We start from the raw sequence: 23,343 nt of genomic DNA, 5'->3' as shown, positions 1-23,343 counted from the left end.
GGTACGGGCAGCAGCACGGTGCGAAAGGGGCCTCGGTGGCCGACGTCAACGCAGTAATGCCGTCAGGCACACGCGACCGCGAGATCAGCGTCGAACAGGACCATCTCGACCAGGTCTACCGGCGCCTCGAGGAGAAGATCCACGAGGCCGAGTTCCTGATGAACGACGCCGCCAAGCGCTCCCAGGTGGGTACGCCGGGCGCGCTCGCCGAGCGCGACGCGCAGGTCTTCCGGGCGGGCGTCCATCTCAACCGGCTCAACAACGAGTTCGAGGACTTCCTCTTCGGCCGCATCGACCTGCTCCCGGGCAAGGACGGCAAGAAGGGCCCCGACGGCGCCTACACAGCGGTGGAGCCCGCCGAGGGCGCCGTCCGCGAGGACGAGAGCGGCAAGTACGCCGACATCGCCGAGACGCTGCACATCGGCCGGATCGGCGTCCTCGACGCGGACTACTCCCCGCTCGTCATCGACTGGCGCGCGCCCGCAGCCGCGCCCTTCTACCGCTCGACCCCGGTCGACCCGGGCCGCGTCGTGCGCCGCCGCGTCATCCGCTCCAAGGGCCGCACGGTCCTCGGCGTCGAGGACGACCTGATGCGCCCGGAGCTGACCGCCCGCCTCGACGGCGAGGAGCTCCCGGTGATCGGCGACGGCGCCCTGATGGCCGCGCTCGGTCAGGCCCGCAGCCACTCGATGCGGGACATCGTGGCGTCGATCCAGGCCGAGCAGGACATGGTGATCCGCGCGCCCGCCGCGTCGGTGACGTACGTGGAGGGCGGCCCCGGTACCGGCAAGACGGCGGTGGCCCTGCACCGCGCCGCGTACCTGCTCTACCAGGACCGCCGCCGGTACGCGGGCGGCATCCTCATCGTCTCCCCGACCCCGCTCCTGGTCGCCTACACGGAGGGCGTGCTGCCGTCCCTCGGCGAGGAGGGGCAGGTCGCGATCCGCGCGGTCGGCTCCCTGGTCGACGGGGTGGAGGCCGATGTCTACGACTCTCCGGCGGTGGCCCGCGTCAAGGGGTCCTCCCGGATGCTCAAGGTGCTGCGGAAGGCGGCGCGGGGCGCGCTGGAGAGCGGGTCGGGACCGGCCCCGCGGGAGCGCTCGCGCGAGCCCGAGGGCCAGCTGTCCTTCGGTGACGTGAGCGATGCGAGCGACGGGAGGGACGGGAGCGACGACGGAGACGAGGCGGGTACGGGGCGGGCGCGGGCCCACGGCACCCCCACACGCCTGCGCGTCGTCGCCTTCGGGCGCCGACTGGAACTCGACGCGGGGCAGCTGAACCGTATCCGCGGCAACGCCCTCGGAGGCACCGCCCCCGTCAACCTCCTGCGCCCGCGGGCCCGCAAGCTCCTCCTGGACGCCCTGTGGTCCCAGTCGGGCGCGGCGGGCCGCCACACGGACCCCGAACTCGCCGCCGAACTCCGCTCCTCCTTCGACGACGACGTCTCGTCCGAGGACGACTTCATCCACTTCCTGGACGCCTGGTGGCCGGAGCTCACCCCGCGAGGGGTGCTCGCCGCGATGGGCGACGAGCGGCGGCTCGGCCGCTGGGCCCGCCGCGTCCTGAACCCCGGCGAGGTCCGCAAGGTCGCCCGCTCCCTCAAGCGCGACGGCCTGTCCGTGCACGACGTGGCGCTGCTCGACGAGCTCCAGGCGATCCTCGGCACCCCGCACCGGCCCAGGAAGAAGCGCGAACTCGACCCCCTCGACCTGCTCACCGGCCTGGAGGAGCTGATGCCGCAGCGCGAGGAGTCCCAGCGCGAGCGCGCCGAGCGCCTCGCGGCGGAGCGCACCGAGTACGCCCACGTCATCGTCGACGAGGCACAGGACCTCACCCCCATGCAGTGGCGGATGGTGGGCCGCCGCGGCCGGCACGCCACCTGGACGGTCGTGGGCGACCCGGCCCAGTCGTCCTGGTCGGAACCGGACGAGGCGGCCGAGGCACGCGACGAGGCCCTCGGCACCCGCCCGCGCCGCCGTTTCACGCTCACCGTCAACTACCGCAACCCGGCCGAGATCGCGGAGGTCGCCGCCAAGGTCCTCGCGCTCGCGATGCCGGGCGCCGAGTCCCCGTCGGCGGTGCGTTCGACCGGCGTACGGCCGAGGTTCTGTGTCGTACGGGACGGGGACCTCGCCGCGTCGGTGCGCGAGGAGGCGGCCCGGCTCCTGGAGCGGGTCGACGGCACGGTCGGCGTCGTCGTGGCCATGAACCGGCGCGAGCAGGCGGCCCGCTGGCTCGCGGAGCTCGGCGAGCGCGTCGTGGCGCTCGGCAGCCTGGAGGCCAAGGGTCTGGAGTACGACGCGACGCTCGTCGTCTCGCCCGCGGAGATCGCCGACGAGTCCCCGGCGGGCCTGCGGGTCCTGTACGTGGCGCTGACGCGAGCGACGCAGCAGCTCACGGTCCTCTCCGGGGAGCGGGACGAGCCGGACGCGGACGGGGTCGCGGACCTGCTCAGGGACTGATCCCGGAGCGGGTGCGCGGCCGGGGCGCGCGGCCGCCGGGGGATTGACCGGAGCGGCTTTGCGGGACGGGAATTGCCTTACGGGGATCGTTTGTTACCTTGGATGTGGCACCGGCCCGATCCAAGCCCCCGGGCCCAACCTTCGTCGCTACGAGCGACCACTTGCCGCGAGGCGAGCATGGCGGGTCGGTGTCATGAACGTATGAGAGAGGCCCACGTCACCGAGTGACGTGGGCCTCTTTCTGTTTCGTTCAACTTCTCGTATGGTGGAAACAGGTTTCCAAAAACGCAGCGCACTGGCCGGTGAACAAAACGTTCTCAATCCGGGGCGGCTACCACGTACTCGGCGGTAGGTGCGACCATCGGACGGCAAGAGCTACAAGGTGAAAGCAGAGGAAGTCGGCCATGGCAACGGCGCCCAGCGTCTCCTACTCGATGACGGTCCGGCTGGAGGTGCCCGCGAGCGGAACCGCGGTCTCCCAGCTCACCACGGCCGTCGAGTCTTCCGGGGGCTCGGTCACCGGCCTCGACGTCACGGCCTCCGGCCACGAGATGCTGCGGATCGACGTGACGATCGCGGCGTCCTCCACCACGCACGCCGACGAGATCGTCGAGCAGCTGCGCACCATCGAGGGCGTCACCCTCGGCAAGGTCTCCGACCGTACGTTCCTGATGCACCTCGGCGGCAAGATCGAGATGCAGTCCAAGCACCCCATCAGGAACCGTGACGACCTCTCCATGGTCTACACGCCCGGCGTGGCCCGGGTCTGCATGGCGATCGCCGAGAACCCCGAGGACGCGCGCCGCCTCACGATCAAGCGCAATTCCGTTGCGGTCGTAACGGACGGGTCGGCCGTGCTCGGTCTCGGCAACATCGGCCCGAAGGCCGCGCTGCCGGTCATGGAGGGCAAGGCGGCCCTCTTCAAGCGCTTCGCGGGCATCGACGCCTGGCCGCTCTGCCTGGACACCCAGGACACCGACGCCATCGTCGAGATCGTCAAGGCCATCGCCCCCGGCTTCGCGGGCATCAACCTGGAGGACATCTCCGCGCCCCGCTGCTTCGAGATCGAGGCCCGGCTGCGCGAGGCCCTCGACATCCCGGTCTTCCACGACGACCAGCACGGCACGGCCATCGTCGTCCTCGCCGCCCTCACCAACGCCCTGCGCGTGGTCGGCAAGAACATCGGCGACGTGCGCGTGGTCATGTCGGGCGCCGGCGCGGCCGGCACGGCCATCCTCAAGCTGCTGCTCGCCGCCGGTGTGAAGAACGCCGTCGTGGCCGACATCCACGGCGTCGTGCACGCCGACCGCGAGGACCTGGTCTCCCACGAGGCCGACTCGCCGCTGCGCTGGATCGCCGACAACACCAACCCCGAGGGCCTCACCGGCACGCTCAAGGAGGCCGTCGTCGGTGCCGACGTCTTCATCGGCGTGTCGGCCCCGAACGTGCTGAACGGCGACGACGTCGCCGCCATGGCCGAGGGCGCCATCGTGTTCGCGCTCGCGAACCCGGACCCCGAGGTCGACCCGGCAATCGCGCGCCAGACGGCGGCAGTTGTGGCCACCGGACGCTCGGACTTCCCGAACCAGATCAACAACGTCCTGGTCTTCCCCGGCGTCTTCCGCGGCCTCCTGGACGCCCAGTCGCGCACGGTCAACACCGAGATGATGCTGGCCGCCGCGGGCGCCCTCGCGGACGTCGTCGCCGAGGACGAGCTGAACCGGAACTACATCATCCCCAGCGTCTTCAACGACAAGGTCGCGGGCGCCGTGGCTGGTGCCGTGCGCACCGCCGCGAAGGCCGCGGGAGCCGCTGTGACGGGTGCCACGGCCTAGCGGCCCGGCGCGTCGCGGAACCCGGGCCCGAAAGGCCCCTCTAGGGTGGCTTGGCAGCAAGCCCCCCGGCCCCGCCGTTCAGGGGCGGCGGAAGCTTTTCGTGTGACCCCCCAGGGCGCCGGATTGGCTTTCCCGCCGCAGGTGGGGGCAGGATGCGTAATCGGGCGCGAGGGTCTGACGTCAGACCCGGGTCCGGGGACTGTCCGAGGACCCTGGCAGCATCGTCTTCGCTGTGCCCATCATGCGGCCCTGCCGCGTGGCACGCCTCAACGGCAAAAGAACACGGGAGTACAAACATGAACCGCAGTGAGCTGGTGGCCGCGCTGGCCGACCGCGCAGAGGTGACCCGCAAGGACGCTGACGCCGTGCTGGCCGCGTTCGCCGAGACCGTCGGCGAGATCGTTGCCAAGGGCGACGAGAAGGTCACCATCCCCGGCTTCCTGACCTTCGAGCGCACCCACCGTGCGGCTCGCACCGCCCGCAACCCGCAGACCGGTGAGCCGATCAACATCCCGGCCGGTTACAGCGTCAAGGTTTCGGCTGGTTCCAAGCTGAAGGAAGCGGCGAAGGGCAAGTAGCCCTGAGCAGCTAGAAGGGGCGGTCACCCGTTGGGTGACCGCCCCTTCTGCTTGCGTCCGCAAGATGGCCTCAAGCGCCGGCCGGGCTGAAAACTACAGCGCCGCCCGGCCCGGGAGCTCGACCTTCGCGCCGAGTTCCTGGAGCTTCTCCATGAAGTTCTCGTAGCCGCGGTTGATCAGGTCGATGCCGTGGACGCGGGACGTGCCCTGCGCCGCGAGGGCCGCGATGAGGTACGAGAAGCCGCCGCGCAGGTCGGGGATGACCAGATCGGCGCCCTGCAGCTTCGTGGGGCCGCTGACGACCGCCGAGTGCAGGAAGTTGCGCTGGCCGAAGCGGCAGTCGGAGCCGCCCAGGCACTCGCGGTAGAGCTGGATGTGCGCGCCCATCTGGTTGAGCGCGGACGTGAAGCCGAGGCGCGACTCGTAGACCGTCTCGTGGACGATGGAGAGGCCCGCGGCCTGCGTCAGGGCTACGACGAGCGGCTGCTGCCAGTCGGTCTGGAAGCCGGGGTGCACGTCCGTCTCCAGGGCGATCGCGTTGAGCGAGCCGCCCGGGTGCCAGAAGCGGATGCCCTCGTCGTCGATCTCGAAGGCACCGCCCACCTTCCGGTAGGTGTTCAGGAACGTCATCATCGAGCGCTGCTGGGCGCCGCGGACGTAGACGTTGCCTTCGGTCGCCAGGGCCGCGGAAGCCCACGAGGCGGCCTCCAGGCGGTCCGAGAGGGCGTGGTGGGTGTAGCCGCCGAGGCTGTCGACACCGGTGACCCTTATGGTCCTGTCGGTGTCCATGGCGATGATCGCGCCCATTTTCTGCAGGACGCAGATCAGGTCCTCGATCTCCGGCTCGACCGCGGCGTTCGAGAGCTCGGTCACACCTTCGGCGAGGACGGCGGTGAGCAGCACCTGCTCGGTGGCGCCGACGGAGGGGTACGGCAGCTTGATCTTCGTGCCGCGGAGCCGCTGCGGGGCCTCCAGGTACTGGCCGCCCTCGCGCTTCTCGATGGTCGCGCCGAACTGGCGGAGCACCTCGAAGTGGAAGTCGATCGGCCGGCCGCCGATGTCGCAGCCGCCGAGGCCGGGGATGAAGGCGTGGCCCAGACGGTGCAGCAGGGGGCCGCAGAAGAGGATCGGAATGCGCGACGAGCCCGCGTGGGCGTCGATGTCGGCGACATTCGCGCTCTCGACGTGCGACGGGTCCATGATGAGCTCGCCCGGCTCCTCACCGGGGCGGACCGTGACGCCGTGCAGCTGCAGCAGGCCGCGTACGACTCGGACGTCCCGGATGTCGGGGACATTGCGCAGTCGGCTCGGCGCGCTGCCGAGCAGCGCGGCGACCATGGCCTTTGGCACGAGGTTCTTCGCGCCGCGGACACGGATCTCGCCCTCCAGCGGGGTTCCGCCATGGACAAGCAGTACGTCTTCGGTGCCGGTGACGGTCATGAATCTCGCGTTCCGATTGGATGGACGGGGGGACCAAAGGGCCAAGCGTAATGGCCGTGTACCCCCCTTCCGTAAGGCCGAGGCACGCAGAACAGGTCATGAGTTCGTGACAACACGAACCGTGCGGAACCGGACACTCCGGGTCACTGCCCGCTTCGGGCGCTCCACCTGCCCCTTCGGCCCCTGAGCTGCGTTCACTCCGGTATGCCCATTGGCTCCCCGCGCGGGGCGAAGATGCGGGATCATGTGCACCATGACCGAGGTGTCCTCGCTCACAGGGCGGCTGCTCGTGGCCACACCGGCCCTGGCGGACCCCAACTTCGACCGCGCGGTGGTGCTGCTCCTCGACCACGACGAGGAGGGCTCGCTCGGCGTGGTCCTGAACCGCCCGACCCCGGTGGGCGTGGCCGACATCCTGGAGGGCTGGGGGGACCTGGCGGGTGCGCCCGGCGTCGTCTTCCAGGGCGGGCCCGTCTCGCTGGACTCGGCGCTCGGCGTCGCGGTGATCCCCGGTGAGGAGGGGGCCGCGCAGGGCGCCCGTTCGCGGGCGGGGCGGCAGGACCCGGTCGGTTTCCGGCGCGTGCACGGCGCGATCGGCCTCGTCGACCTGGAGGCCCCGCCGGAGCTCCTCGCCGCGGCCCTCGGCTCCCTGCGGATCTTCGCGGGCTATTCGGGCTGGGGCCCGGGTCAGCTGGAGGACGAGCTGGTGGACGGCGCCTGGTACGTGGTCGAGTCCGAGCCCGGCGACGTCTCGTCCCCGGACCCGGAGCGGCTGTGGCGCGCGGTGCTCAGGCGTCAGCGCAGCGAGCTCGCGATGGTCGCCACCTATCCGGACGACCCGTCGCTGAACTGATCGGCCTCCCGCAGGTAACGCTCGGCCAGCGGGTGGGCGTCCCGCGCGGGGACGGCCAGGTGCACGGTGACGGGCGGGGCGTTCTTCAGGCGTACGTGGCGCAGCGCGGGGTGGGAGTGCCTGCGGGCCACCGGCTCGGGGGCCACGCCGATCCCGTGCCCCGCCGCGACCGCCTCCAGCCACTCGTCGAAGTTGTCGGCCGTGCAGGCGAGCCGGGGGCGGCGGTCGGGGGGCCACAGGTCGGGGCGGGTCGTGCCGGTGACGGTGTTCACGACCAGGGGGAACTCCGCCAGCTCCGACCAGTCCACGACGCGGCGCCCGGCGAGCTCCGCCGCGCCGCGCGCGACGACCGCGACGCGCGGTTCGCGCAGCAGCAGCCGTGCGCGGACCGCGGCGCCGGGCGGGGGGTCGCCCCGGACGACCGCGACGTCGCAGGCGCCCGACGCGAGCCCGGCCAGGGGCGCGTCGCGCCGCACCAGACGCACCCCCGCGCCGGTCGCCGCCTTGAACGCGGCGGTGAGGCCGACGCAGGCCTCGGGCAGTACGGAGGTGAAGCCGAGCCGGAGCAGCGGCGGCTCGGCGCGGGTCGCGCGCAGGGTGGCGTCCAGGCGGGTCAGCAGCGGGGCGAGGTCGTCGCGCAGCCTGCGGCCCGCGTCGGTGAGGGTGACGCGGCGCGTGGTGCGCTCCAGGAGCCGGGTGCCGACGGCCTCCTCCAGGGCGCGCACGGTCCGGGTGAGCGCGGGCTGGCCGATGCGGAGCCGGTCGGCCGCGTGCGTGAAGCTCAGCTCGTCGGCGACGGCGGCGAATCCCCGCAGATGCCGCAGCTCGACGGTGTCGAGGAGCGGCGCGGGGGCGCGTTCGTGATCCATGCCGCCCCAGCATAAATGGGCGGCCGCGGCATTTCCCCCGCGATACGGAGGCTCCCTACGTTTCCCTTCGCCGGTTCACGCCGGTGAAGAGGCGCGACGTAAGAGGCGCGACGTAGGAAGCACGACGTACGAGGGAGATGAGTGGCGTGCGCAAGGTGTGGCTGCTGATGTTGGGGGCCTTCACATTGGGGCTCGACGCCTATGTGATGGCGGGGCTGCTGCCGGTCGTCGCCGGGGACCTGGGGACGACCGTCTCCCTCGCGGGGCAGATGGTCACCGTCTTCACGCTCGCCTACGCGGTGAGCGCGCCCCTCGTCGCGGGCATGGCCGCGGGCGTGCGCCCCCGCGCGCTCATCCTCGGCGCACTCGGCCTCTTCACGCTCGGCAACGCCCTGACCGCCCTCGCGCCGGGCCTCGCGGTGCTGCTCCTTTCCCGGGCCGTCGCGGGCGCGGGGGCGGGCGTCTACTCCGCGCTGTCCACCGCGGCCGCCGCCGCCCTCGTACCCCGCGAGCGCCGCGGCCGCGCCCTCGCCCTGGTGATGGGCGGCATGAGCTCGGGCACGGTGCTCGGGGTGCCGATCGGCGTGCTGCTCGCCGAGCACGCCGGGTGGCGCGCCACGATGTGGGGCGTGACCGGGCTCGGGGCGCTCGCCCTCGCCGGGCTCGCCGGGTGGCTGCCCGCCGTCCCCGCCGACCCGCCGGTGCCCGCGCGGGCCAGGCTCGCCGCGCTCACCGACCGGGGCGTCCTGCCCGTCGTCGGCGTCTCCTTCCTCGGGGCGATCGCGAGCCTCGGCCTCTACACGTACCTCGCGCCGGTCCTCGCATCGGCGGGTGGCGTGGGGGAGGGCGACGTCGCCCCCTACCTCTGGGCCTGGGGCATCGGCGGGGTCATCGGCAGCGTCCTCGCGGGTCCGCTCGTGGACCGTACGGGCAGGGCGGTCGCCCTGGTCGGCGGGCTCATGGCGGCCCTGGTCCTCGCCCTCGGCGCGCTCCCGCCGCTCGGCGCCGCCGCCTTCCCCGCGCTCGTCCTGTGGGGCGCCGCGGGCTGGGCGCTCCAAGTCCCGCAGCAGCACCGCCTCCTGGCCCTGCGCGCCGAGCGCGGCACGGTCGCCCTCGCGCTCAACAACTCCGCGCTCTACCTGGGCAGCGCGGTCGGCTCGGCGGTGGCCGGGCTCGCCCTCTCCGCGGGCCTCGCGCCGCGCGACCTGCCGTGGGCGGCGGCCGCGGTGGCGGGGGCGGGGCTGGTGCTGCACCTGTGCGCTACGCGGGGCGGGCGCGCCGGGCGCGGGCCGGGCCGTCGTGAGCCTGCGGCTGCCGGGGCGCGGCGCGCGTGAGTACCCTTGGCCCTTATGAGCACTCTAGAGCCCGAGCCCGAGCGCGGGGCAGGTACGGGGACCCTCGTAGAGCCGACGCCGCAGGTGTCGCACGGTGACGGCGACCACGAGCGCTACGCGCACTATGTCCAGAAGGACAAGATCATGGCGAGCGCGCTCGACGGCACGCCCGTCGTCGCGCTCTGCGGCAAGGTGTGGGTCCCCGGCCGCGATCCGAAGAAGTACCCCGTCTGTCCCATGTGCAAGGAGATCTACGAGTCCATGAGCGCCGGCGGCGACAAGGACAAGGACGGCAAGGGCGGCAACAAGTAGTCCCTTTCGGTCCCCTGTGAGACCTCTTCGCCCGAGGGGCGTTGCGCGTGCCGCAACGCCCCTTTTGCGTTGTGCAATCGCGTGACAGCCTACGGTTCCATGACCTTTGAGCACCTCATCCCGGCGCCCGCACGCGCCGAGGCCACGCAGAGCTCCTCCTTCGTCATCGACGCCTCCACCACCCTCCACGGCGGTCCCGGCACCGAGTCCACCGAGCGGTGGCTGCGCGCCGCGCTCGGCCCCGCGCTCGGCCTGCCGCTCACCGGCGGCGCCGAGGGCGCGGCCAACTCCCTCTCCCTGCGCGTCGACGACTCCCTGGAGCCGGAGGCCTACCGGCTCACCGTCGACAGCGACCGCGTCGAGATCCGGGGCGGCGCGAGCGCCGGTGTCTTCTGGGGTGCCCAGACGCTGCGCCAGCTCCTCGGCCCCGACGCGTACCGCCGCTCGCACCTGCGGCCCGGCGCCGAGCACTCCGTCCCGGCAGGCGTCATCGAGGACGCCCCCCGCTTCGGATGGCGCGGCATGATGCTCGACGTGTCGCGGCACTTCATGCCGAAGGACGGGGTCCTGCGCTACCTCGACCTGCTCGCCGCGCACAAGCTCAACGTCTTCCACTTCCACCTCACCGACGACCAGGGCTGGCGCGTGGAGATCAAGCGCCACCCCAAGCTCACCGAGGTCGGCTCGTGGCGCGCCCGCTCCAAGTGGGGCCACCGCGCGTCCCCGCTCTGGGAGGAGCGCCCGCACGGCGGGTACTACACGCAGGACGACATCCGCGAGATCGTCGCGTACGCCGACTCCCTGCACATCGCCGTCGTCCCCGAGATCGACCTGCCGGGCCACTCGCAGGCCGCCATCAGCGCGTACCCGCACCTGGGCAACACCGACGTCATCGACACCGAGGCGCTCACCGTCTGGGACACCTGGGGCGTCAGCCCGAACGTCCTCGCCCCGACGGAGGACGTACTCCGCTTCTACGAGGGGGTCTTCGAGGAGATCCTCGACCTGTTCCCGTCCACCTTCATCCACGTGGGCGGCGACGAGTGCCCCAAGGACCAGTGGAAGGCGTCGGCCACCGCGCAGGCCCGCATCAAGGAACTGGGCGTGGAGGGCGAGGACGGCCTGCAGAGCTGGTTCATCCGTCACTTCGACAGCTGGCTCACCGCCCGCGGCCGCCGCCTCATCGGCTGGGACGAGATCCTGGAGGGCGGCCTCGCCGAGGGCGCGACCGTGGCGTCCTGGCGCGGCTACCGGGGCGGTGTCGCCGCGGCCAAATCCGGCCATGACGTCGTCATGTGCCCCGAGCAGCAGGTGTACTTCGACCACCGGCAGCACGGCGGCCCCGACGAGCCGATGCCCATCGGGTTCATCCGCACCCTGGAGGACGTCTACCGCTTCGAGCCCATTCCGGCCGAGCTCACCGAGGAGGAGGCGGCCCACGTCCTGGGCACCCAGGCCAACGTCTGGACCGAGGTGATGGAGCACCAAGGACGCGTCGACTACCAGGTGTTCCCGCGCCTCGCCGCGTTCTGCGAGGTGGCGTGGCGGAAACTGCCCCCGCCCGCCGAGCGGGACTTCGCGGAGTTCGAGCGCCGAATGGCCACGCACTACCGGCGACTTGACGCCCTGGGCGTCGACTACCGTCCGCCGAGTGGCCCGTTGCCGCGACAGCAGCGACCGGGTGTGCTCGGACGCCCGATCGAGGGGGCGCCCCCGAACGTGTGAGACACCCTCCGGGGTGGGTTCTTCCGGCGGTCCGCGCCACGAGCGCGGGCCGTCGGCGGGACCGCGGGCCGCCCGGCGGAGAAGCCGCCCGAGAAGGCGGCGGACCGGGGCAATTCCCGCCCACCGGTGAGGGCCTGCGAAACCGGCACATCCCCCCGTACCAGGGACGAATGCCTCCTAGCGGACCCCCGCGTCGGGGCCCGGCGAAGATGTGCCAGAGTTGCCACGTCCGGGTTGTGAGCACGTACCGTACGGCGGAACAGGCGTAACGGTGACACGTCGCGAAACGGCGAGCACTTCACATACACGTCGTACGTGGAGCAGGCGGCCGGACATCGGGAAGGGGCAGCCGGTTTTGAGCACGCACGCACCGCAGGCGGCGCAGACACCGCATTCGGTGAAGCTGCCCGCCACGCTGGACGAGGCCGTGGCGGCGCTCACCGCCATGCCCGCCGCCGTGCCCGTCGCCGGCGGCACGGACCTGATGGCCTCGGTCAACTCGGGACAGCTGCGCCCCGCGGCCCTCGTCGGCCTCGGCCGCATCAGCGAGATCCGCGGCTGGCAGTACCAGGACGGCCACGCCCTGCTCGGCGCGGGCCTCACCCACGCCCGCATGGGCCGCCCCGACTTCGCCGCGCTCATCCCCGCCCTGGCCGCCGCCGCGCGCGCCGCGGGACCGCCCCAGATCCGCAACGCGGGCACTCTCGGCGGCAACATCGCCTCGGCCGCGCCCACCGGTGACGCGCTGCCCGTCCTCGCCGCCCTCGAAGCTGTCCTGATCATCGCGGGACCCGGCGGCGCGCGCCGCGAGATCCCCGTCTCGCACCTCCTCGCCGGCATGGAGATGCTCCGCCCCGGCGAGCTCATCGGCTTCGTGCGGGTACCGCTCCTGCACGCCCCCCAGGTCTTCCTCAAGGCGACCGGACGCACCGGGCCCGGCCGGGCGACGGCCTCCGTCGCGCTGGTCCTCGACCCGGCGCGGCGCGGCGTGCGCTGCGCGGTCGGCGCCATCGCGCCGATGCCGCTGCGGCCCCTGGAGGCCGAGGAGTGGGTCGCCGCCCTCATCGACTGGGACGGCGAGCGGGGCAGCCTCGTCCCGGAGGCGGTCACCGCCTTCGGCGAGTACGTGGCCTCCGCCTGCATCCCCGAGCAGCCCCCGGCGGCCGACGGCACCGAACGCCCGCTGTCGCCCGCCGTACTGCACCTGCGGCGCACCGTAGCCGCGCTGGCCCGACGAGCACTGGGGAGGGCGCTGTCGTGAGCGACGACCAGAACACCCACAACGGCGGCGGCTGGCAGCCGCATCCGCAGGGCGAGTACGACTCCGACGCCACGGCGTTCGTGCAGCTCCCCGAAGGAATGCTGGACGCCCCGCTCGCCGCGCCCGGACACGGCTTCGTGCCGCCGCAGATAACGGTCAGCCCCACCACCGCGGACGCCACCGACCCGGCGGCCACCGGCGCGTGGGTCATGCCGCCCGAGGTGACGGGCACGCCCGGCGGCGGACACGCGGTGCGCTGGCCCGAGGCGGGCACGGCCGCTCCCCAGCAGAGCCACGGGACGGAGAGCCACGGGACGGAGAGCCACGGGTACGACCCGCGGGCGACCGGCCAGTGGAACTTCGCCGAGGCGGACGCGGCGCAGCCGCCGATGTACGGGCAGGGGTACGAGCAGGGCCAGGCGTACGAGCAGGGCCAGGCGTACGGGCAGGACTACGGGCACCAGTACGGGCAGCAGCCGCAGCACGAGCCGCAGCAGCACGAGCTGCATCGGAACGAGCCGCAGCAGCACGAGCCGCAGCACTCCGACGTCACCGGTCAGTGGTCGATCCCGGTCGCCGACGGTGATCTTCCGGACGAGTCGGGCGAGTTCACCGCCTCGTCGCTCGCGTCCCAGTGGGGCGGCACGCCTCCCGCGACGCTGCCGGGCGGCGCGCCCGCGCCGTGGGCGACGGGTGCGGGGGCCGGTGCGCCCTGGGGGGCGCAGGCGCAGGAGGCGCTGCTCGCGGCCCCGCCGGAGAGCCCTGTCCAGGAGCCCGAGGGGCCCCAGGAGTCCTCCGAGCCGGAAAGCCGGTTCGAGAAGACGCAGTTGCTGCGGGCGATCCGGATTCCTTCCGAGGACGAGCCGGTCCACGAGCCCGTGCAGGAGCGCGAGGAGGAGCCCGTCGCGGAGGCCGAGCCTTCGGACGAGCCCTTCGAGCCCGTCGAGGTCGGGGCCGCTCCCGAGGTCGAAGAGATCCCCGAGGCCGAAGCTGCCCCTGAGACCGCTGAGGTCGCAGAGGTCGCAGAGGTCGAAGATGCTCCCGAGACCGCTGAGACTGCTGAGACCGCCGAGGCCGCCGACGTCGAGCCCGTTCTCACCGACACCGAACCCGAGCCCGCGCCCGAACCCGAACCCGACGACCCCGCTCCCGTCACCCCCGCCCCCCTCCACGACGACCACCCCCTCGTCTCCTACGTCCTGCGCGTGAACGGCACCGACCGTCCCGTCACCGACGCCTGGATCGGCGAGTCCCTGCTCTACGTCCTGCGGGAGCGGCTCGGTCTCGCGGGTGCCAAGGACGGCTGCTCGCAGGGCGAGTGCGGGGCCTGCAACGTCCAGGTGGACGGCAGGCTCGTCGCGTCCTGCCTGGTCCCGGCCGCGACCACCGCGGGCAGTGAGGTGCGTACGGTCGAGGGCCTCGCCACCGACGGTGAGCCCTCCGACGTGCAGCGCGCGCTCGCCGCGTGCGGCGCGGTGCAGTGCGGCTTCTGCGTACCGGGCATGGCCATGACCGTGCACGACCTCCTGGAGGGCAACCCCGCCCCCAGCGACCTGGAGGCCCGCCGCGCGCTGTGCGGCAACCTCTGCCGCTGCTCCGGGTACCGCGGCGTGCTCGACGCCGTGCGCGAGGTGGTCGCCGAGCGCGAGGCGTCCGCGACCGCGGCCGAGCCCGCCGCGCACGAGGAGCACGGCGACACGGCCCGCATCCCGCACCAGGCGGGCCCGTACGACGCACCAGGACCCGAAGGACCGCAGGGCCCCTACGGCCAGGACGGAGGCCACGCGTGAGCACCGAAGCCACCACCGCGACCACGCCCGCCGCCCTCGAGGGGGCCGAGTCGCCGCACGGTGTCGGCTCGTCGCTGCCGTCCGCGGAGGCCCGGGTGAAGACCGAGGGCACCTTCCCCTACGCGTCCGACCTGTGGGCCGAGGGCCTGCTGTGGGCGGCGGTGCTGCGTTCCCCGCACGCGCACGCCCGCATCGTCTCCATCGACACCACCCACGCCCTCGACATGCCGGGCGTGCACGCGGTCGTCACGCACGAGGACGTCCCGGGCGAGGCGTTCCACGGCCGCCGGACGGCCGACCGGCCGGTCTTCGCCTCCGATGTCGTACGCCACCACGGCGAGGCCATCGCCGCCGTCGCCGCCGACCACCCCGACACCGCGCGGATGGCCGCCGCCGCCGTCATCGTCGAGTACGAGATCCTCGAACCGGTCACCGACCCGGAGAAGGCCTTCGAGGCCGAACCCCTGCACCCCGACGGCAACTTGATCCGGCACATCCCGCTGCGGCACGGCGACCCGGAGGCGGCGGGCGAGATCGTCGTCGAGGGCCTGTACCGCATCGGGCGGCAGGACCCGGCGCCGATCGGCGCCGAGGCGGGCCTCGCCGTGCCGCGCCCCGACGGGGGAGTGGAGCTGTACGTGGCCTCCACCGACCCGCACGCCGACCGCGACCGGGCCGCCGCCTGCTACGGCATCGCCCCCGAGCACGTGAAGGTCGTCGTCACGGGCGTGCCGGGCGCGACCGCCGACCGCGAGGATGCGAGCTTCCAACTCCCGCTGGGTCTGCTCGCGTTGCGGACCGGCTGCCCGGTCAAGCTCACCGCGACCCGCGAGGAGTCCTTCCTCGGCCACGCCCACCGCCACCCCACGCTCCTGCGCTACCGCCACCACGCGGACGCCGAGGGGCGCCTGGTCAAGGTGGAGGCGCAGATCCTGCTCGACGCGGGCGCGTACGCGGACACGTCGTCGGAGGCGCTCGCCGCGGCCGTCTCCTTCGCCTGCGGCCCGTACGTCGTGCCCAACGCCTTCATCGAGGGCTGGGCGGTCCGTACGAACAACCCCCCGTCCGGGCACGTCCGGGGCGAGGGCGCCCTCCAGGTGTGCGCCGCGTACGAGGCGCAGATGGACAAGATCGCCAAGAAGCTGGGGGTCGACCCGGCGGAGCTGCGGCTGCGCAACGCCATGGCGACGGGCGACATCCTGCCCACCGGACAGACGGTGACCTGCCCCGCCCCGGTGGCCGAACTCCTCGCCGCCGTACGGGACTTCCCACTGCCCGACCTGCCCAAGGACACCCCCGAGGACGAGTGGCTGCTGCCCGGCGGCCCCGAGGGCGCGGGTGACCCGGCCGCGGTGCGCCGCGGCGTCGGCTACGGCCTCGGCATGGTCCAGCTCCTCGGCGCCGAGGGCACGGACGAGGTCTCCACGGCCACGGTGAAGGTGCACGGCGGCACGGCGACGGTGATCTGCGCGGCCGTCGAGACCGGCCAGGGCTTCACCACGCTGGCCCGCCAGATCGTCCAGGAGACGCTCGGCATCGACGACGTGCGGGTCGCCCCCGTCGACACGGACCAGCCCCCGGCCGGACCGAGCTGCCGCGGCCGCCACACGTGGGTGTCGGGCGGCGCGGTCGAGCGGGCCGCGAAGATGGTCCGCACCCAGCTCCTCCAGCCCCTGGCCCACAAGTTCGGCATGTCCACGGAGCTGCTCCAGATCACCGACGGCAAGATCACCTCGTACGACGGCGTGCTCTCCACGACGGTCACCGAGGCCCTGGAGGGCAAGGAGCTCTGGGCCACGGCCCAGTGCCGCCCCCACCCCACCGAGCCGCTCGACGAGGCCGGACAGGGCGACGCCTTCGTCGGCATGGCGTTCTGCGCGATCCGCGCGGTCGTGGACGTCGACATCGAGATCGGTTCCGTACGGGTCGTGGAACTGGCCGTCGCCCAGGACGTGGGCCGCGTCCTCAACCCCGCCCAGCTGCGGGCCCGCATCGAGGCGGGCGTCACCCAGGGCGTGGGCGCGGCGCTCACGGAGAACCTCCGCACCCCGCGCGGCATCGTCCGCCACCCCGACCTGACCGGTTACGCGCTGCCGACGGCCCTGGACACCCCCGACATCCGCATCGTGAAGCTGGTCGAGGAGCGGGACGTCGTGGCCCCCTTCGGTGCGAAGGCGGCCGGCGCGGCCCCGGTGGTGACGTCCCCCGCGGCCATCGCCTCGGCGGTCCGCGCGGCGACGGGCCGCCCGGTCAACCGCCTCCCGATCCGCCCGCAGGCGGCCGTCGCGACGTGACCCGGGCGCTCCCGCCCCCGCTCCCGGCCCTCGACTGAGACCGGGAGCAGGGCGGGCGACGGCGCCTAGCGGCGCGTACTCGTGGCCGACACCTCGCTCGCCCCGGCCGCGTCCGGCGCACGACCACCGGAGCCGGTACCGGTCGGCCTCCCGCGATGTCCCGGTCGCGCAGGAGGTCGTCGAGGATACGACCGGTGCTGTTCACGCCCGGGTCACGGGTCACGGGCGCGTGGCGCGGACAGGCGCGCGGCCCGCCGGAACTGGAGGTCCCGGCGGGCCGCGCGAGAGGGGGCGGGCGCAGGGCTACTTGCCGCGGTACGCGTCGTACACGGACAGCGTCGACTTGTTGCCGTCCTTGTCCGTGATCCTGGCGCGCAGGGCGATGCCCTTGCCCTTCGCCGGGTTCCGCACGGCGACCTTCCCGTCCCGGACCTGGGTCTTCTTCCAGGTCCGGCCGTCGTCGTAGGAGACGTACACGGCAAGGGACTTGAGGTTGCCCGGGCCCGCCGCCGAGCCCTGGACCCGCACCGGGAACGTCTGGGTGGCGTCCGCGGGGGCGCGGCCCGAGAGGTCGAGTTCCGGGGTGAAGCGGGCGGTGGAGGCGGGCAGGCGGCTCCGGTCCTGGCCCGTGTTCGCGGAGCGGAACGTCCAGCTCGCGTCGACGCGCGACGAGGTCGCGGCCACCTTCGGGTCGCGTCGCACGGAGGTCGTCAGGCGGTACTCGGCGTCCGTCGCCGGGACCGGGAAGGTCTCGGAGCCGGTCACCGGGTCGGTGTTCTCGGCGATCTTCGTGCCGTCGCGGTACAGGGCGGACTTCGCCGAGGAGTACGCGCTCCAGCCCCGGTGGCCCTTGCCGTCGGCGACGACGGGGAGGCGGCCGCCGATCCTGTCGCCCTCGCGGAAGAGGCCCGTGTCCTTGCCGAGGGCGGGGCCGAAGACGCCGGTGTTGAACGTCCTGGCGTAGGTGCGGCCCGCCTTGAAGGTGCCCGGCGGCATGACGTACATGCCCTCCAGGACCCGGTCGCCGTCCGCGTCCGCGTCGCCGAACTGCTGGAAGTCGACGCCCCACCGGGTGCCGTCGAGCGCGGAGACGTGCACGGTCTGGGTGCGCGGCAGCTTCCGCGGGGGAAGGACCGGTGAGATGCCGCCGGCCAGCGGCAGGTAGCCGGCGACGCTCAGGGAGCCCGAGCGGCCGGGCGACGAGGCGCCCATGCCGACCTTCAGGGTGGCGAAGTCGCCGCGCTTCAGGTGCCGCGTGTAGCCGGTCGCGAGCTTCTTCACGGTGCCGCCGACGAGCATGTCGTAGCGGGTGTTCGCGCTCTTCAGCCAGGTGCCGAGCCACTGCTGACCGAGGCCTTCGGGCACCTTCGGGCCGAGGTGGGCGGTGCGCATGCTCTCGAAGGAGGTGACGTTGAGGGCGCCGAGCTCGTACCCCGCGTAGGTGTAACGGCCGTCCATGAAGGCCAGCTCGGCGGCCGGGTCGGGGCCCGTGATGTCGACCGGCTTCGTCGTGCGGGCGTCGACGGTCACCGTCATGTCCTTGTCGACGGTCAGCTTCGGTCCCGCGAGCCAGTCGACGCCCTTGTCGCCGTCCTCGGGGTCGACGTAGAGCGCCGAGTCGAGCAGGTAACTGCCCTTGGCGACCCGGGCCTTGAAGGTCGGCGCCGAGCCGTCGGGGAAGAGGTTGAGGCCCTTGTCGGCCCCGGTGAGGGCCGAGAACGACGAGGAGTGGTGCTGTGCGGGCCGTCCGTCGCGGCCGATGAACTTCAGCGTCACGTCGTACCGCTCGATCTCGCGCTCGATCACGGCGGCGGTGCGCACGGTCTGGCCGCCGCCGTTCGCCACGACGTACGCGGAGTACGTGCCGTCGGCCGTGCCGCCCGGCCTGGAGTCGGCGGTCAGGTCGACGGAGGCGGTGCCGCCCGCGGGGACGGTGACCTTCTTCGCGCCGAGCGTGAAGAACCCGGCCGGGGCCGGACGGCCCTCGGGGTCGGTGGCGGTCGCCGTCAGGTCGAGGGTGACCTCGTCCTTGCCGAGGTTGCGGTACGTCACCTTCTTGGTGACCGGCTCGTCGTCGGTGTGCGGCCACGCCTGGGAACCGAAGTTGACCGAGACGGGCTCGGCCACGACCGTCTGCCCGATCGCCCTGTCCACGGCGATGCGGCCCGAACCCTGTTGGTGCGGGGCGTAGTCGCCAGGGCTGGTGGAGGCGGTGAGGGCGCCCTTGAGCTCGGGCTGCTTCCAGTCGGGGTGCTGCTGCTTGAGCAGGGCGGCGGCGCCCGCGACGTGCGGGGACGCCATCGACGTACCGGAGATCGTCAGATAGCCCTCCGGGTTCTGGCCGACCTGCTTCTCGATGACGGAGCCGGGCGCCGCGGCGGCCGTGATGCCCACGCCGGGCGCGGTCACGTCGGGCTTGACCGCGCCGTCGCCCACGCGCGGGCCCCGGCTGGAGAAGTCCGCGAGCTTGTCGTTGTCGTCGACCGCGCCGACGGTCAGGGCGGCGTCCGCGCTGCCGGGCGAGCCGATCGAGCCGGGCCTGCCGTCGTTGCCCGCCGAGACGGCGAAGAGGATGCCCTTGTCCTTGGAGAGCTTGTCGACGGTGGCTTCGAGCGGGTCGATGCCGGGGTCGTCGCCGCCGCCGAGGCTGAGGTTGACGACGTCGGCGCCCTCCGCCGCCGCCCACTCCATGCCCGCGACGATCCCGGAGTCGTCGCCGAACCCGTCGTCGTCGAGGACCTTGCCGTTGAGGAGCTTGGCACCGGGCGCGACGCCCTTGAGCGTGCCGCCGGACTTGGCGCCCGTACCGGCGGCGGTGGACGCGACGTGGGTGCCGTGGCCGACGCGGTCCTTCGTGTCGGGGGAGGCGGAGAAGTTCTTCTCGGCGACGACCTGGTCCTTGAGGTCGGGGTGGGTGGTGTCGACGCCCGTGTCGAGGACGGCGATCCTGACGCCCGTGCCGTCGTATCCGGCGGCCCAGGCCTTGTCGGCGCCGATCTGCTTGACGCTCTTGTCGAGGGTGGCCTCGCGGGTGCCGTCCAGCCAGACGCGGTCGACGTCCTTCTGCCCGGAGCCGTCGGTCAGGGCCTTCCACAGGCCGGCGGCGTCCCGCGCGGGCGTGGTGACGGCGTCGGCGTTCAGGGTCTTGAGGGACCGGCGGACGGTGGTGTCACCTGCGGCGCGGACGTCGGCCTTGGCGCGGGCGGCGGTGCCCTTGTAGGCGACGATCAGCTTGAGGCCGTTCTTCTGGGCCGCACGGTTGCGCTTCTTGTTCAACTCCGTGACGTCGAAGAGCCGTTGGTCGACCCGGCCGTCGGCTATCAGACGCTGCGCGTCCGCGGGGAGTACGAGGGTGTGGCCGCTCGGGGAGCGGAGCGTACGGACGGGGACGCGCTCGCGGCCCTTCGCCGGGGCGAAGCCCGTGACGCGTCCTTCGGTGTCGACGGTGACGTGGTCGCCGGTGACGAGGGTGAGCCGGTGGGGCGTCCGGTCCTGTGCGGTGGCGTCGGAGCCGCTGGGGCCGGGACGTAACGGCCCCGTCCGCTGGGCCGCGGCGGTGCCGGTCATGCCCGCCGTGAGGGCCATGGCGGCGGCCGTGGCGACGGTCGCCGCGCAGGCTCTCTTCACGTGGTCGCGCAAGTTTCCTCCCTGGAACCGTGTGAAACATGTGAGACGAGTGGACTCGTGTGACAGGAGTCCTGTTCCGGGAGTATGTCGGCGCAACTGGCCCTGAAAGTGGCTTTGTTACAAGAATCGAACCAGAAATGCGGCGCGCTGCGGGTCTGGGGCCGGGCATGCGAAAGGGGTGGTCCTCGTGAGGACCACCCCTTCGGTTCGCGTCTTCCGGCTGGAGGCCGTGGCGGGATTCGAACCCGCGTTACTGGATTTGCAGTCCAGCCCCTGAGCCTCTCGGGCACACGGCCAAGTCGTCGACCTGACTCCTCGACCGTAGCGGGGGCCCGGCGGCGGCCTCAAGCGATCAGGGGGTGCCGCAACGGGACTGCCATGCGGCGTTCATGAACGGGGCCTGGTCCCTAGCGCACGGTGACGTCGAAGACCGGCGAGAGGGTGGCGCCGCTCTTCACGCGGAGGTCGTTCTTGCCCTTCAGGCCGAGCTTGACGCGCAGGGAGTACGCGCCGGACTTGTTGACGGTCGTGCCGGCGGGCAGCGTCTTCCACGCGCCGCGCTGCTTCTGCTGCAGGGTCACCTTGCTGCCGGCCTTGATGCCCGTGGCCTTGCCGCTGACGCGCAGCTCCTGCCAGGCCTTCACGGAGGTCGCGGACGGCTTGGCGGTCAGTGCGGCCTTCGCCTTCGCGGTGGGGCTGGTCTTCTGGGTGCCGAGGAGCTTGCCGGTCCTGACGTCCCAGATCGCGTACGGGGTGCCGCCGCCCTGCGTCTTGCTGTACAGGCGCTTGCCGTCGGCGCTCAGGTGCACGTAGATGCCGTCGTCGACGGTCTGACCCGGCTTGATGACCTTGCCGTTGTAGTACGGGTGGCCGTCCTTGACCGTGATGGTGACGCCCGCGCCGATGTCGATTTTCGTCGTCTTCGCGGCGGCGGACTGCGCGGCGGCGGGACGCTGGGGGGCGGGTGAACTCGCCAGGGCCGCGGCGGCCGGGGCCAGCAGAGCCGTACCGGCGATGACCGAGACGGCGGCGGTACGCAGGGCGCTGCGGCGGTGGGTGATGGTGCGCATAACGGCGTGTTCCCCTTCACGATGCGATGGTGTGCTCCCGCGTGCCGCGGATCCACTGGTCCGGTGGATCCGCCCGGTACCGACCTTTTGCCCTCGGTCGTCCGGCGGGTGTGGAATAAAGGTAGAACACCCACCATTGCGACCGGTTGGCGGTCTTGTAACGGTGTCCCGTAGATCACCGCACGAATCCGCGTCGGGCCACTAGGTCAAGGTCTGTCCTATTGGGGTCCTAGCGTTGCACCTGTCCGACGGAGCAGCGGCAACGGAAGGTCGAAACCATGACGAGCGAGACGACGAAGACCCGCGATGACGTGACCACCGGCGAGCGCGCCGACCTCCTTGAAGCGCTCACCCATCACCGCACCATGCTGCGCCGCGCCACCCGCGACCTCACCGACGAGCAGGCCGGGCTGCGCACCACCGCGAGCGAGCTGTGTCTGGGCGGCATCGTCAAGCACGTCACCTCGGTCGAGAGGGTGTGGGCCGCGTTCATCGAGGGCGGCCTCCCGGCGCTGGGCGGCGTCGCCGACATGACCGAGGAGGACTGGGCCGCGCGGGCCGACGAGTTCCGGATGCTGCCCGGGGAGACGCTGACCGGGGTACTCGACGCCTACGCCGAAGTCGCCGTCCGCACTGACGAGTTGGTACGCGGGCTGCCCGACCTCAACGCGTCCCACCCCCTCCCGGAGGCCCCGTGGTTCGAGCCCGGCGGCCGGTGGACGGCTCGCCGGGTCCTGCTGCACGTCATCGGTGAGACCGCGCAGCACGCCGGGCACGCGGACATCATCCGGGAATCCCTGGACGGCGCCCTCACCATGGGCTGACCGCAGCCCGGTTCCGGTCCGGGAGGTGCGGTCGGCGTGGCGTCAGGCCGGGGTGAGGACGCAGAACTCGTTGCCCTCCGGGTCCGCCAGGCACGTCCAGGGGGCGTCTCCCTGGCCGAAGTCGATCCCGGTGGCGCCGAGTTGCCGCAGTCGGGCCGCCTCCGCCTCGTGATCGCCATCACGGTAGGGCCGGAGGTCGAGGTGGATGCGCGGGCGGGCCGAACGGTCCCAGACGGTCGGTACGCCGGGTGTGCGGAGGAACTCCAGGTAGGGCCCGACGCCCTGGGCGGAGCGCAGCCGGGCGATGTCGTCGGTCACCTCGACGAGGGTCCAGTCCGTTGCCTCGTCCCAGAACCGGGCCATGGCGCGCGGGTCGGCGCAGTCGACCACCACGGCGGCCATCGGGCCGGTGTCCCGGTAGACGTCCCGGGGCTCCAGCACGCAGAACTCGTTGCCCTCCGGGTCCGCCAGGCAGGTCCACGGGACGTCGCCCTGGCCCACGTCGACGGGGGTCGCGCCGAGGTCCCGGAGGCGGGCGACCAGGTCCGCCTGATGGGCGGCGGAGGTCGTGGCCAGGTCGACGTGCACGTGGTTCTTGGCCGTCTTGGGCTGGGGGTCGGCGACGACGTCGATGACGACGGCGGTGGGGTCGGGGTAGGTGAAGCCCTCGGGTTCGAGGTTGGTGACGCCGGGGCCCTCGCTGTCGATGCGCCAGCCGAGTGCGTGGGCCCAGAAGCGGGCGAGTGCCGCGTCGTCCTGTGCCTTGAGATGAATCTGAACGAGTCGCGTCGTCATGGCGGCGATCCTAAGTCCATGATCCTTCGTCCCGCGAGGTCCCGCGAGGTCCCGGGTTGGCCTGCTGGGCCGGGGACGTTGACGGTCACCGGGGCCGCCCGGTTTTTTGCGGAGTGTGGCGCCTCCGGGCCGGCAGTAAAGGGCGCTCCTACGTCGCGTCGGCTCCGCCGATTCCGCTGCGCTCCACCCTTGACTCCCGCCCCTCCACCGCACGTTGACCTTGACCCGGACGGCCAGGGGTGGGACCCACGGGATCGCGGGGATGGGTCATTCC

The 23,343-nt window shown here is 72.7% G+C and carries 16 protein-coding genes and 1 tRNA gene; 11 read left to right on the top strand and 6 right to left on the bottom strand.

Annotated elements, in window-relative coordinates:
* Positions 1-56: 56 nt before the first annotated feature.
* The 3 genes from ACZ69I_RS33195 (at position 57) to ACZ69I_RS33185 (ending at position 4,875) form a co-directional block, all read left to right on the top strand.
* Positions 57-2,462 carry a HelD family protein gene (locus ACZ69I_RS33195; protein WP_470836391.1) on the top strand — a complete coding sequence of 802 codons (2,406 nt, stop codon included), beginning with the start codon at positions 57-59 and terminating at the stop codon, positions 2,460-2,462.
* 404 nt (positions 2,463-2,866) lie between these two features.
* Positions 2,867-4,297: an NAD-dependent malic enzyme gene (locus ACZ69I_RS33190; RefSeq protein WP_467670000.1), complete on the top strand. Its 1,431-nt coding sequence runs from the start codon at positions 2,867-2,869 to the stop codon at positions 4,295-4,297.
* 296 nt (positions 4,298-4,593) lie between these two features.
* Positions 4,594-4,875, top strand: a complete 282-nt coding sequence (locus ACZ69I_RS33185; RefSeq protein WP_016645140.1) for an HU family DNA-binding protein — start codon at positions 4,594-4,596, stop codon at positions 4,873-4,875.
* Positions 4,876-4,968: 93 nt separating this feature from the next.
* Here the strand turns inward: ACZ69I_RS33185 and murA are convergent, their stop codons facing one another.
* Positions 4,969-6,315, bottom strand: a complete 1,347-nt coding sequence (gene murA / locus ACZ69I_RS33180; RefSeq protein WP_389713153.1) for a UDP-N-acetylglucosamine 1-carboxyvinyltransferase — start codon at positions 6,313-6,315, stop codon at positions 4,969-4,971.
* Between the two features lie 253 nt (positions 6,316-6,568).
* Here murA and ACZ69I_RS33175 point away from each other — a divergent pair, with 253 nt between their 5' ends.
* On the top strand, positions 6,569-7,168 hold the full coding sequence (locus ACZ69I_RS33175) for a YqgE/AlgH family protein (protein WP_467669998.1): 600 nt from the start codon (positions 6,569-6,571) through the stop codon (positions 7,166-7,168).
* Here the strand turns inward: ACZ69I_RS33175 and ACZ69I_RS33170 are convergent.
* Positions 7,141-8,037, bottom strand: a complete 897-nt coding sequence (locus tag ACZ69I_RS33170) for a LysR family transcriptional regulator (RefSeq protein WP_470836297.1) — start codon at positions 8,035-8,037, stop codon at positions 7,141-7,143. The genes ACZ69I_RS33175 and ACZ69I_RS33170 overlap by 28 nt on opposite strands.
* Positions 8,038-8,174: 137 nt before the next feature.
* Between ACZ69I_RS33170 and ACZ69I_RS33165 the strand changes: the two genes are divergently transcribed.
* From ACZ69I_RS33165 to ACZ69I_RS33140, 6 genes are all read left to right on the top strand, one after another.
* A complete protein-coding gene (locus ACZ69I_RS33165) occupies positions 8,175-9,371 on the top strand; it encodes an MFS transporter (protein ID WP_470836296.1) in 1,197 nt (398 codons plus the stop codon).
* Between the two features lie 15 nt (positions 9,372-9,386).
* Complete coding sequence (locus ACZ69I_RS33160) at positions 9,387-9,683, top strand: DUF3039 domain-containing protein (RefSeq protein ID WP_470836294.1); 297 nt, start codon at positions 9,387-9,389, stop codon at positions 9,681-9,683.
* A 99-nt stretch (positions 9,684-9,782) separates the two neighbouring features.
* A complete protein-coding gene (locus ACZ69I_RS33155) occupies positions 9,783-11,408 on the top strand; it encodes a beta-N-acetylhexosaminidase (protein WP_467669991.1) in 1,626 nt (541 codons plus the stop codon).
* A gap of 355 nt (positions 11,409-11,763) precedes the next feature.
* The gene (locus ACZ69I_RS33150; protein ID WP_467669989.1) at positions 11,764-12,669 is read left to right on the top strand and encodes an FAD binding domain-containing protein; all 906 of its coding nucleotides are present in this window, start codon (positions 11,764-11,766) and stop codon (positions 12,667-12,669) included.
* A 98-nt stretch (positions 12,670-12,767) separates the two neighbouring features.
* Positions 12,768-14,459, top strand: coding sequence for a (2Fe-2S)-binding protein (locus ACZ69I_RS33145; RefSeq protein ID WP_470836389.1), 1,692 nt, complete (start codon positions 12,768-12,770; stop codon positions 14,457-14,459).
* Positions 14,456-16,753 (top strand): xanthine dehydrogenase family protein molybdopterin-binding subunit, encoded by a 2,298-nt coding sequence (locus ACZ69I_RS33140; RefSeq protein ID WP_470836292.1) that lies wholly within the window; start codon positions 14,456-14,458, stop codon positions 16,751-16,753. Before ACZ69I_RS33145 ends, ACZ69I_RS33140 begins: the two co-directional genes overlap by 4 nt.
* 303 nt (positions 16,754-17,056) lie before the next feature.
* Here ACZ69I_RS33140 and ACZ69I_RS33135 read toward each other — a convergent pair whose 3' ends face one another.
* From ACZ69I_RS33135 to ACZ69I_RS33125, 3 genes are all read right to left on the bottom strand, one after another.
* Positions 17,057-20,392 carry a S8 family peptidase gene (locus ACZ69I_RS33135; protein ID WP_470836290.1) on the bottom strand — a complete coding sequence of 1,112 codons (3,336 nt, stop codon included), beginning with the start codon at positions 20,390-20,392 and terminating at the stop codon, positions 17,057-17,059.
* A gap of 209 nt (positions 20,393-20,601) precedes the next feature.
* Positions 20,602-20,676 (bottom strand) — tRNA-Cys (locus ACZ69I_RS33130).
* A gap of 111 nt (positions 20,677-20,787) precedes the next feature.
* Positions 20,788-21,450 carry a hypothetical protein gene (locus ACZ69I_RS33125; RefSeq protein ID WP_467669981.1) on the bottom strand — a complete coding sequence of 221 codons (663 nt, stop codon included), beginning with the start codon at positions 21,448-21,450 and terminating at the stop codon, positions 20,788-20,790.
* 278 nt (positions 21,451-21,728) lie between these two features.
* Here ACZ69I_RS33125 and ACZ69I_RS33120 point away from each other — a divergent pair, with 278 nt between their 5' ends.
* Positions 21,729-22,274: a DinB family protein gene (locus ACZ69I_RS33120; protein WP_470836288.1), complete on the top strand. Its 546-nt coding sequence runs from the start codon at positions 21,729-21,731 to the stop codon at positions 22,272-22,274.
* A 42-nt stretch (positions 22,275-22,316) separates the two neighbouring features.
* On the opposite strand, the gene ACZ69I_RS33115 is transcribed toward ACZ69I_RS33120, so the two are convergent.
* Entirely contained in the window at positions 22,317-23,069 is a 753-nt protein-coding gene (locus ACZ69I_RS33115; RefSeq protein ID WP_470836287.1) for a VOC family protein, read from the bottom strand.
* Between the last annotated feature and the right edge of the window lie 274 nt (positions 23,070-23,343).

The sequence above is a fragment of the Streptomyces sp. NPDC036815 genome (assembly GCF_055609205.1).
Note: the sequence above shows the minus strand (reverse complement) of the source record. Positions and strands in the feature narration are given on the sequence as shown.

Excerpts from the sequence above, each read along its gene's own strand:
- ACZ69I_RS33195 (WP_470836391.1), top strand. The coding sequence starts at position 57 with ATGCCGTCAGGCACACGCGACCGCGAGATCAGCGTCGAACAGGACCAT.
- ACZ69I_RS33190 (WP_467670000.1), top strand. The coding sequence starts at position 2,867 with ATGGCAACGGCGCCCAGCGTCTCCTACTCGATGACGGTCCGGCTGGAG.
- ACZ69I_RS33185 (WP_016645140.1), top strand. The coding sequence starts at position 4,594 with ATGAACCGCAGTGAGCTGGTGGCCGCGCTGGCCGACCGCGCAGAGGTG.
- murA (WP_389713153.1), bottom strand. The coding sequence starts at position 6,315 with ATGACCGTCACCGGCACCGAAGACGTACTGCTTGTCCATGGCGGAACC.
- ACZ69I_RS33175 (WP_467669998.1), top strand. The coding sequence starts at position 6,569 with ATGACCGAGGTGTCCTCGCTCACAGGGCGGCTGCTCGTGGCCACACCG.
- ACZ69I_RS33170 (WP_470836297.1), bottom strand. The coding sequence starts at position 8,037 with ATGGATCACGAACGCGCCCCCGCGCCGCTCCTCGACACCGTCGAGCTG.
- ACZ69I_RS33165 (WP_470836296.1), top strand. The coding sequence starts at position 8,175 with ATGAGTGGCGTGCGCAAGGTGTGGCTGCTGATGTTGGGGGCCTTCACA.
- ACZ69I_RS33160 (WP_470836294.1), top strand. The coding sequence starts at position 9,387 with ATGAGCACTCTAGAGCCCGAGCCCGAGCGCGGGGCAGGTACGGGGACC.
- ACZ69I_RS33155 (WP_467669991.1), top strand. The coding sequence starts at position 9,783 with ATGACCTTTGAGCACCTCATCCCGGCGCCCGCACGCGCCGAGGCCACG.
- ACZ69I_RS33145 (WP_470836389.1), top strand. The coding sequence starts at position 12,768 with ATGCTGGACGCCCCGCTCGCCGCGCCCGGACACGGCTTCGTGCCGCCG.
- ACZ69I_RS33125 (WP_467669981.1), bottom strand. The coding sequence starts at position 21,450 with ATGCGCACCATCACCCACCGCCGCAGCGCCCTGCGTACCGCCGCCGTC.
- ACZ69I_RS33120 (WP_470836288.1), top strand. The coding sequence starts at position 21,729 with ATGACGAGCGAGACGACGAAGACCCGCGATGACGTGACCACCGGCGAG.
- ACZ69I_RS33115 (WP_470836287.1), bottom strand. The coding sequence starts at position 23,069 with ATGACGACGCGACTCGTTCAGATTCATCTCAAGGCACAGGACGACGCG.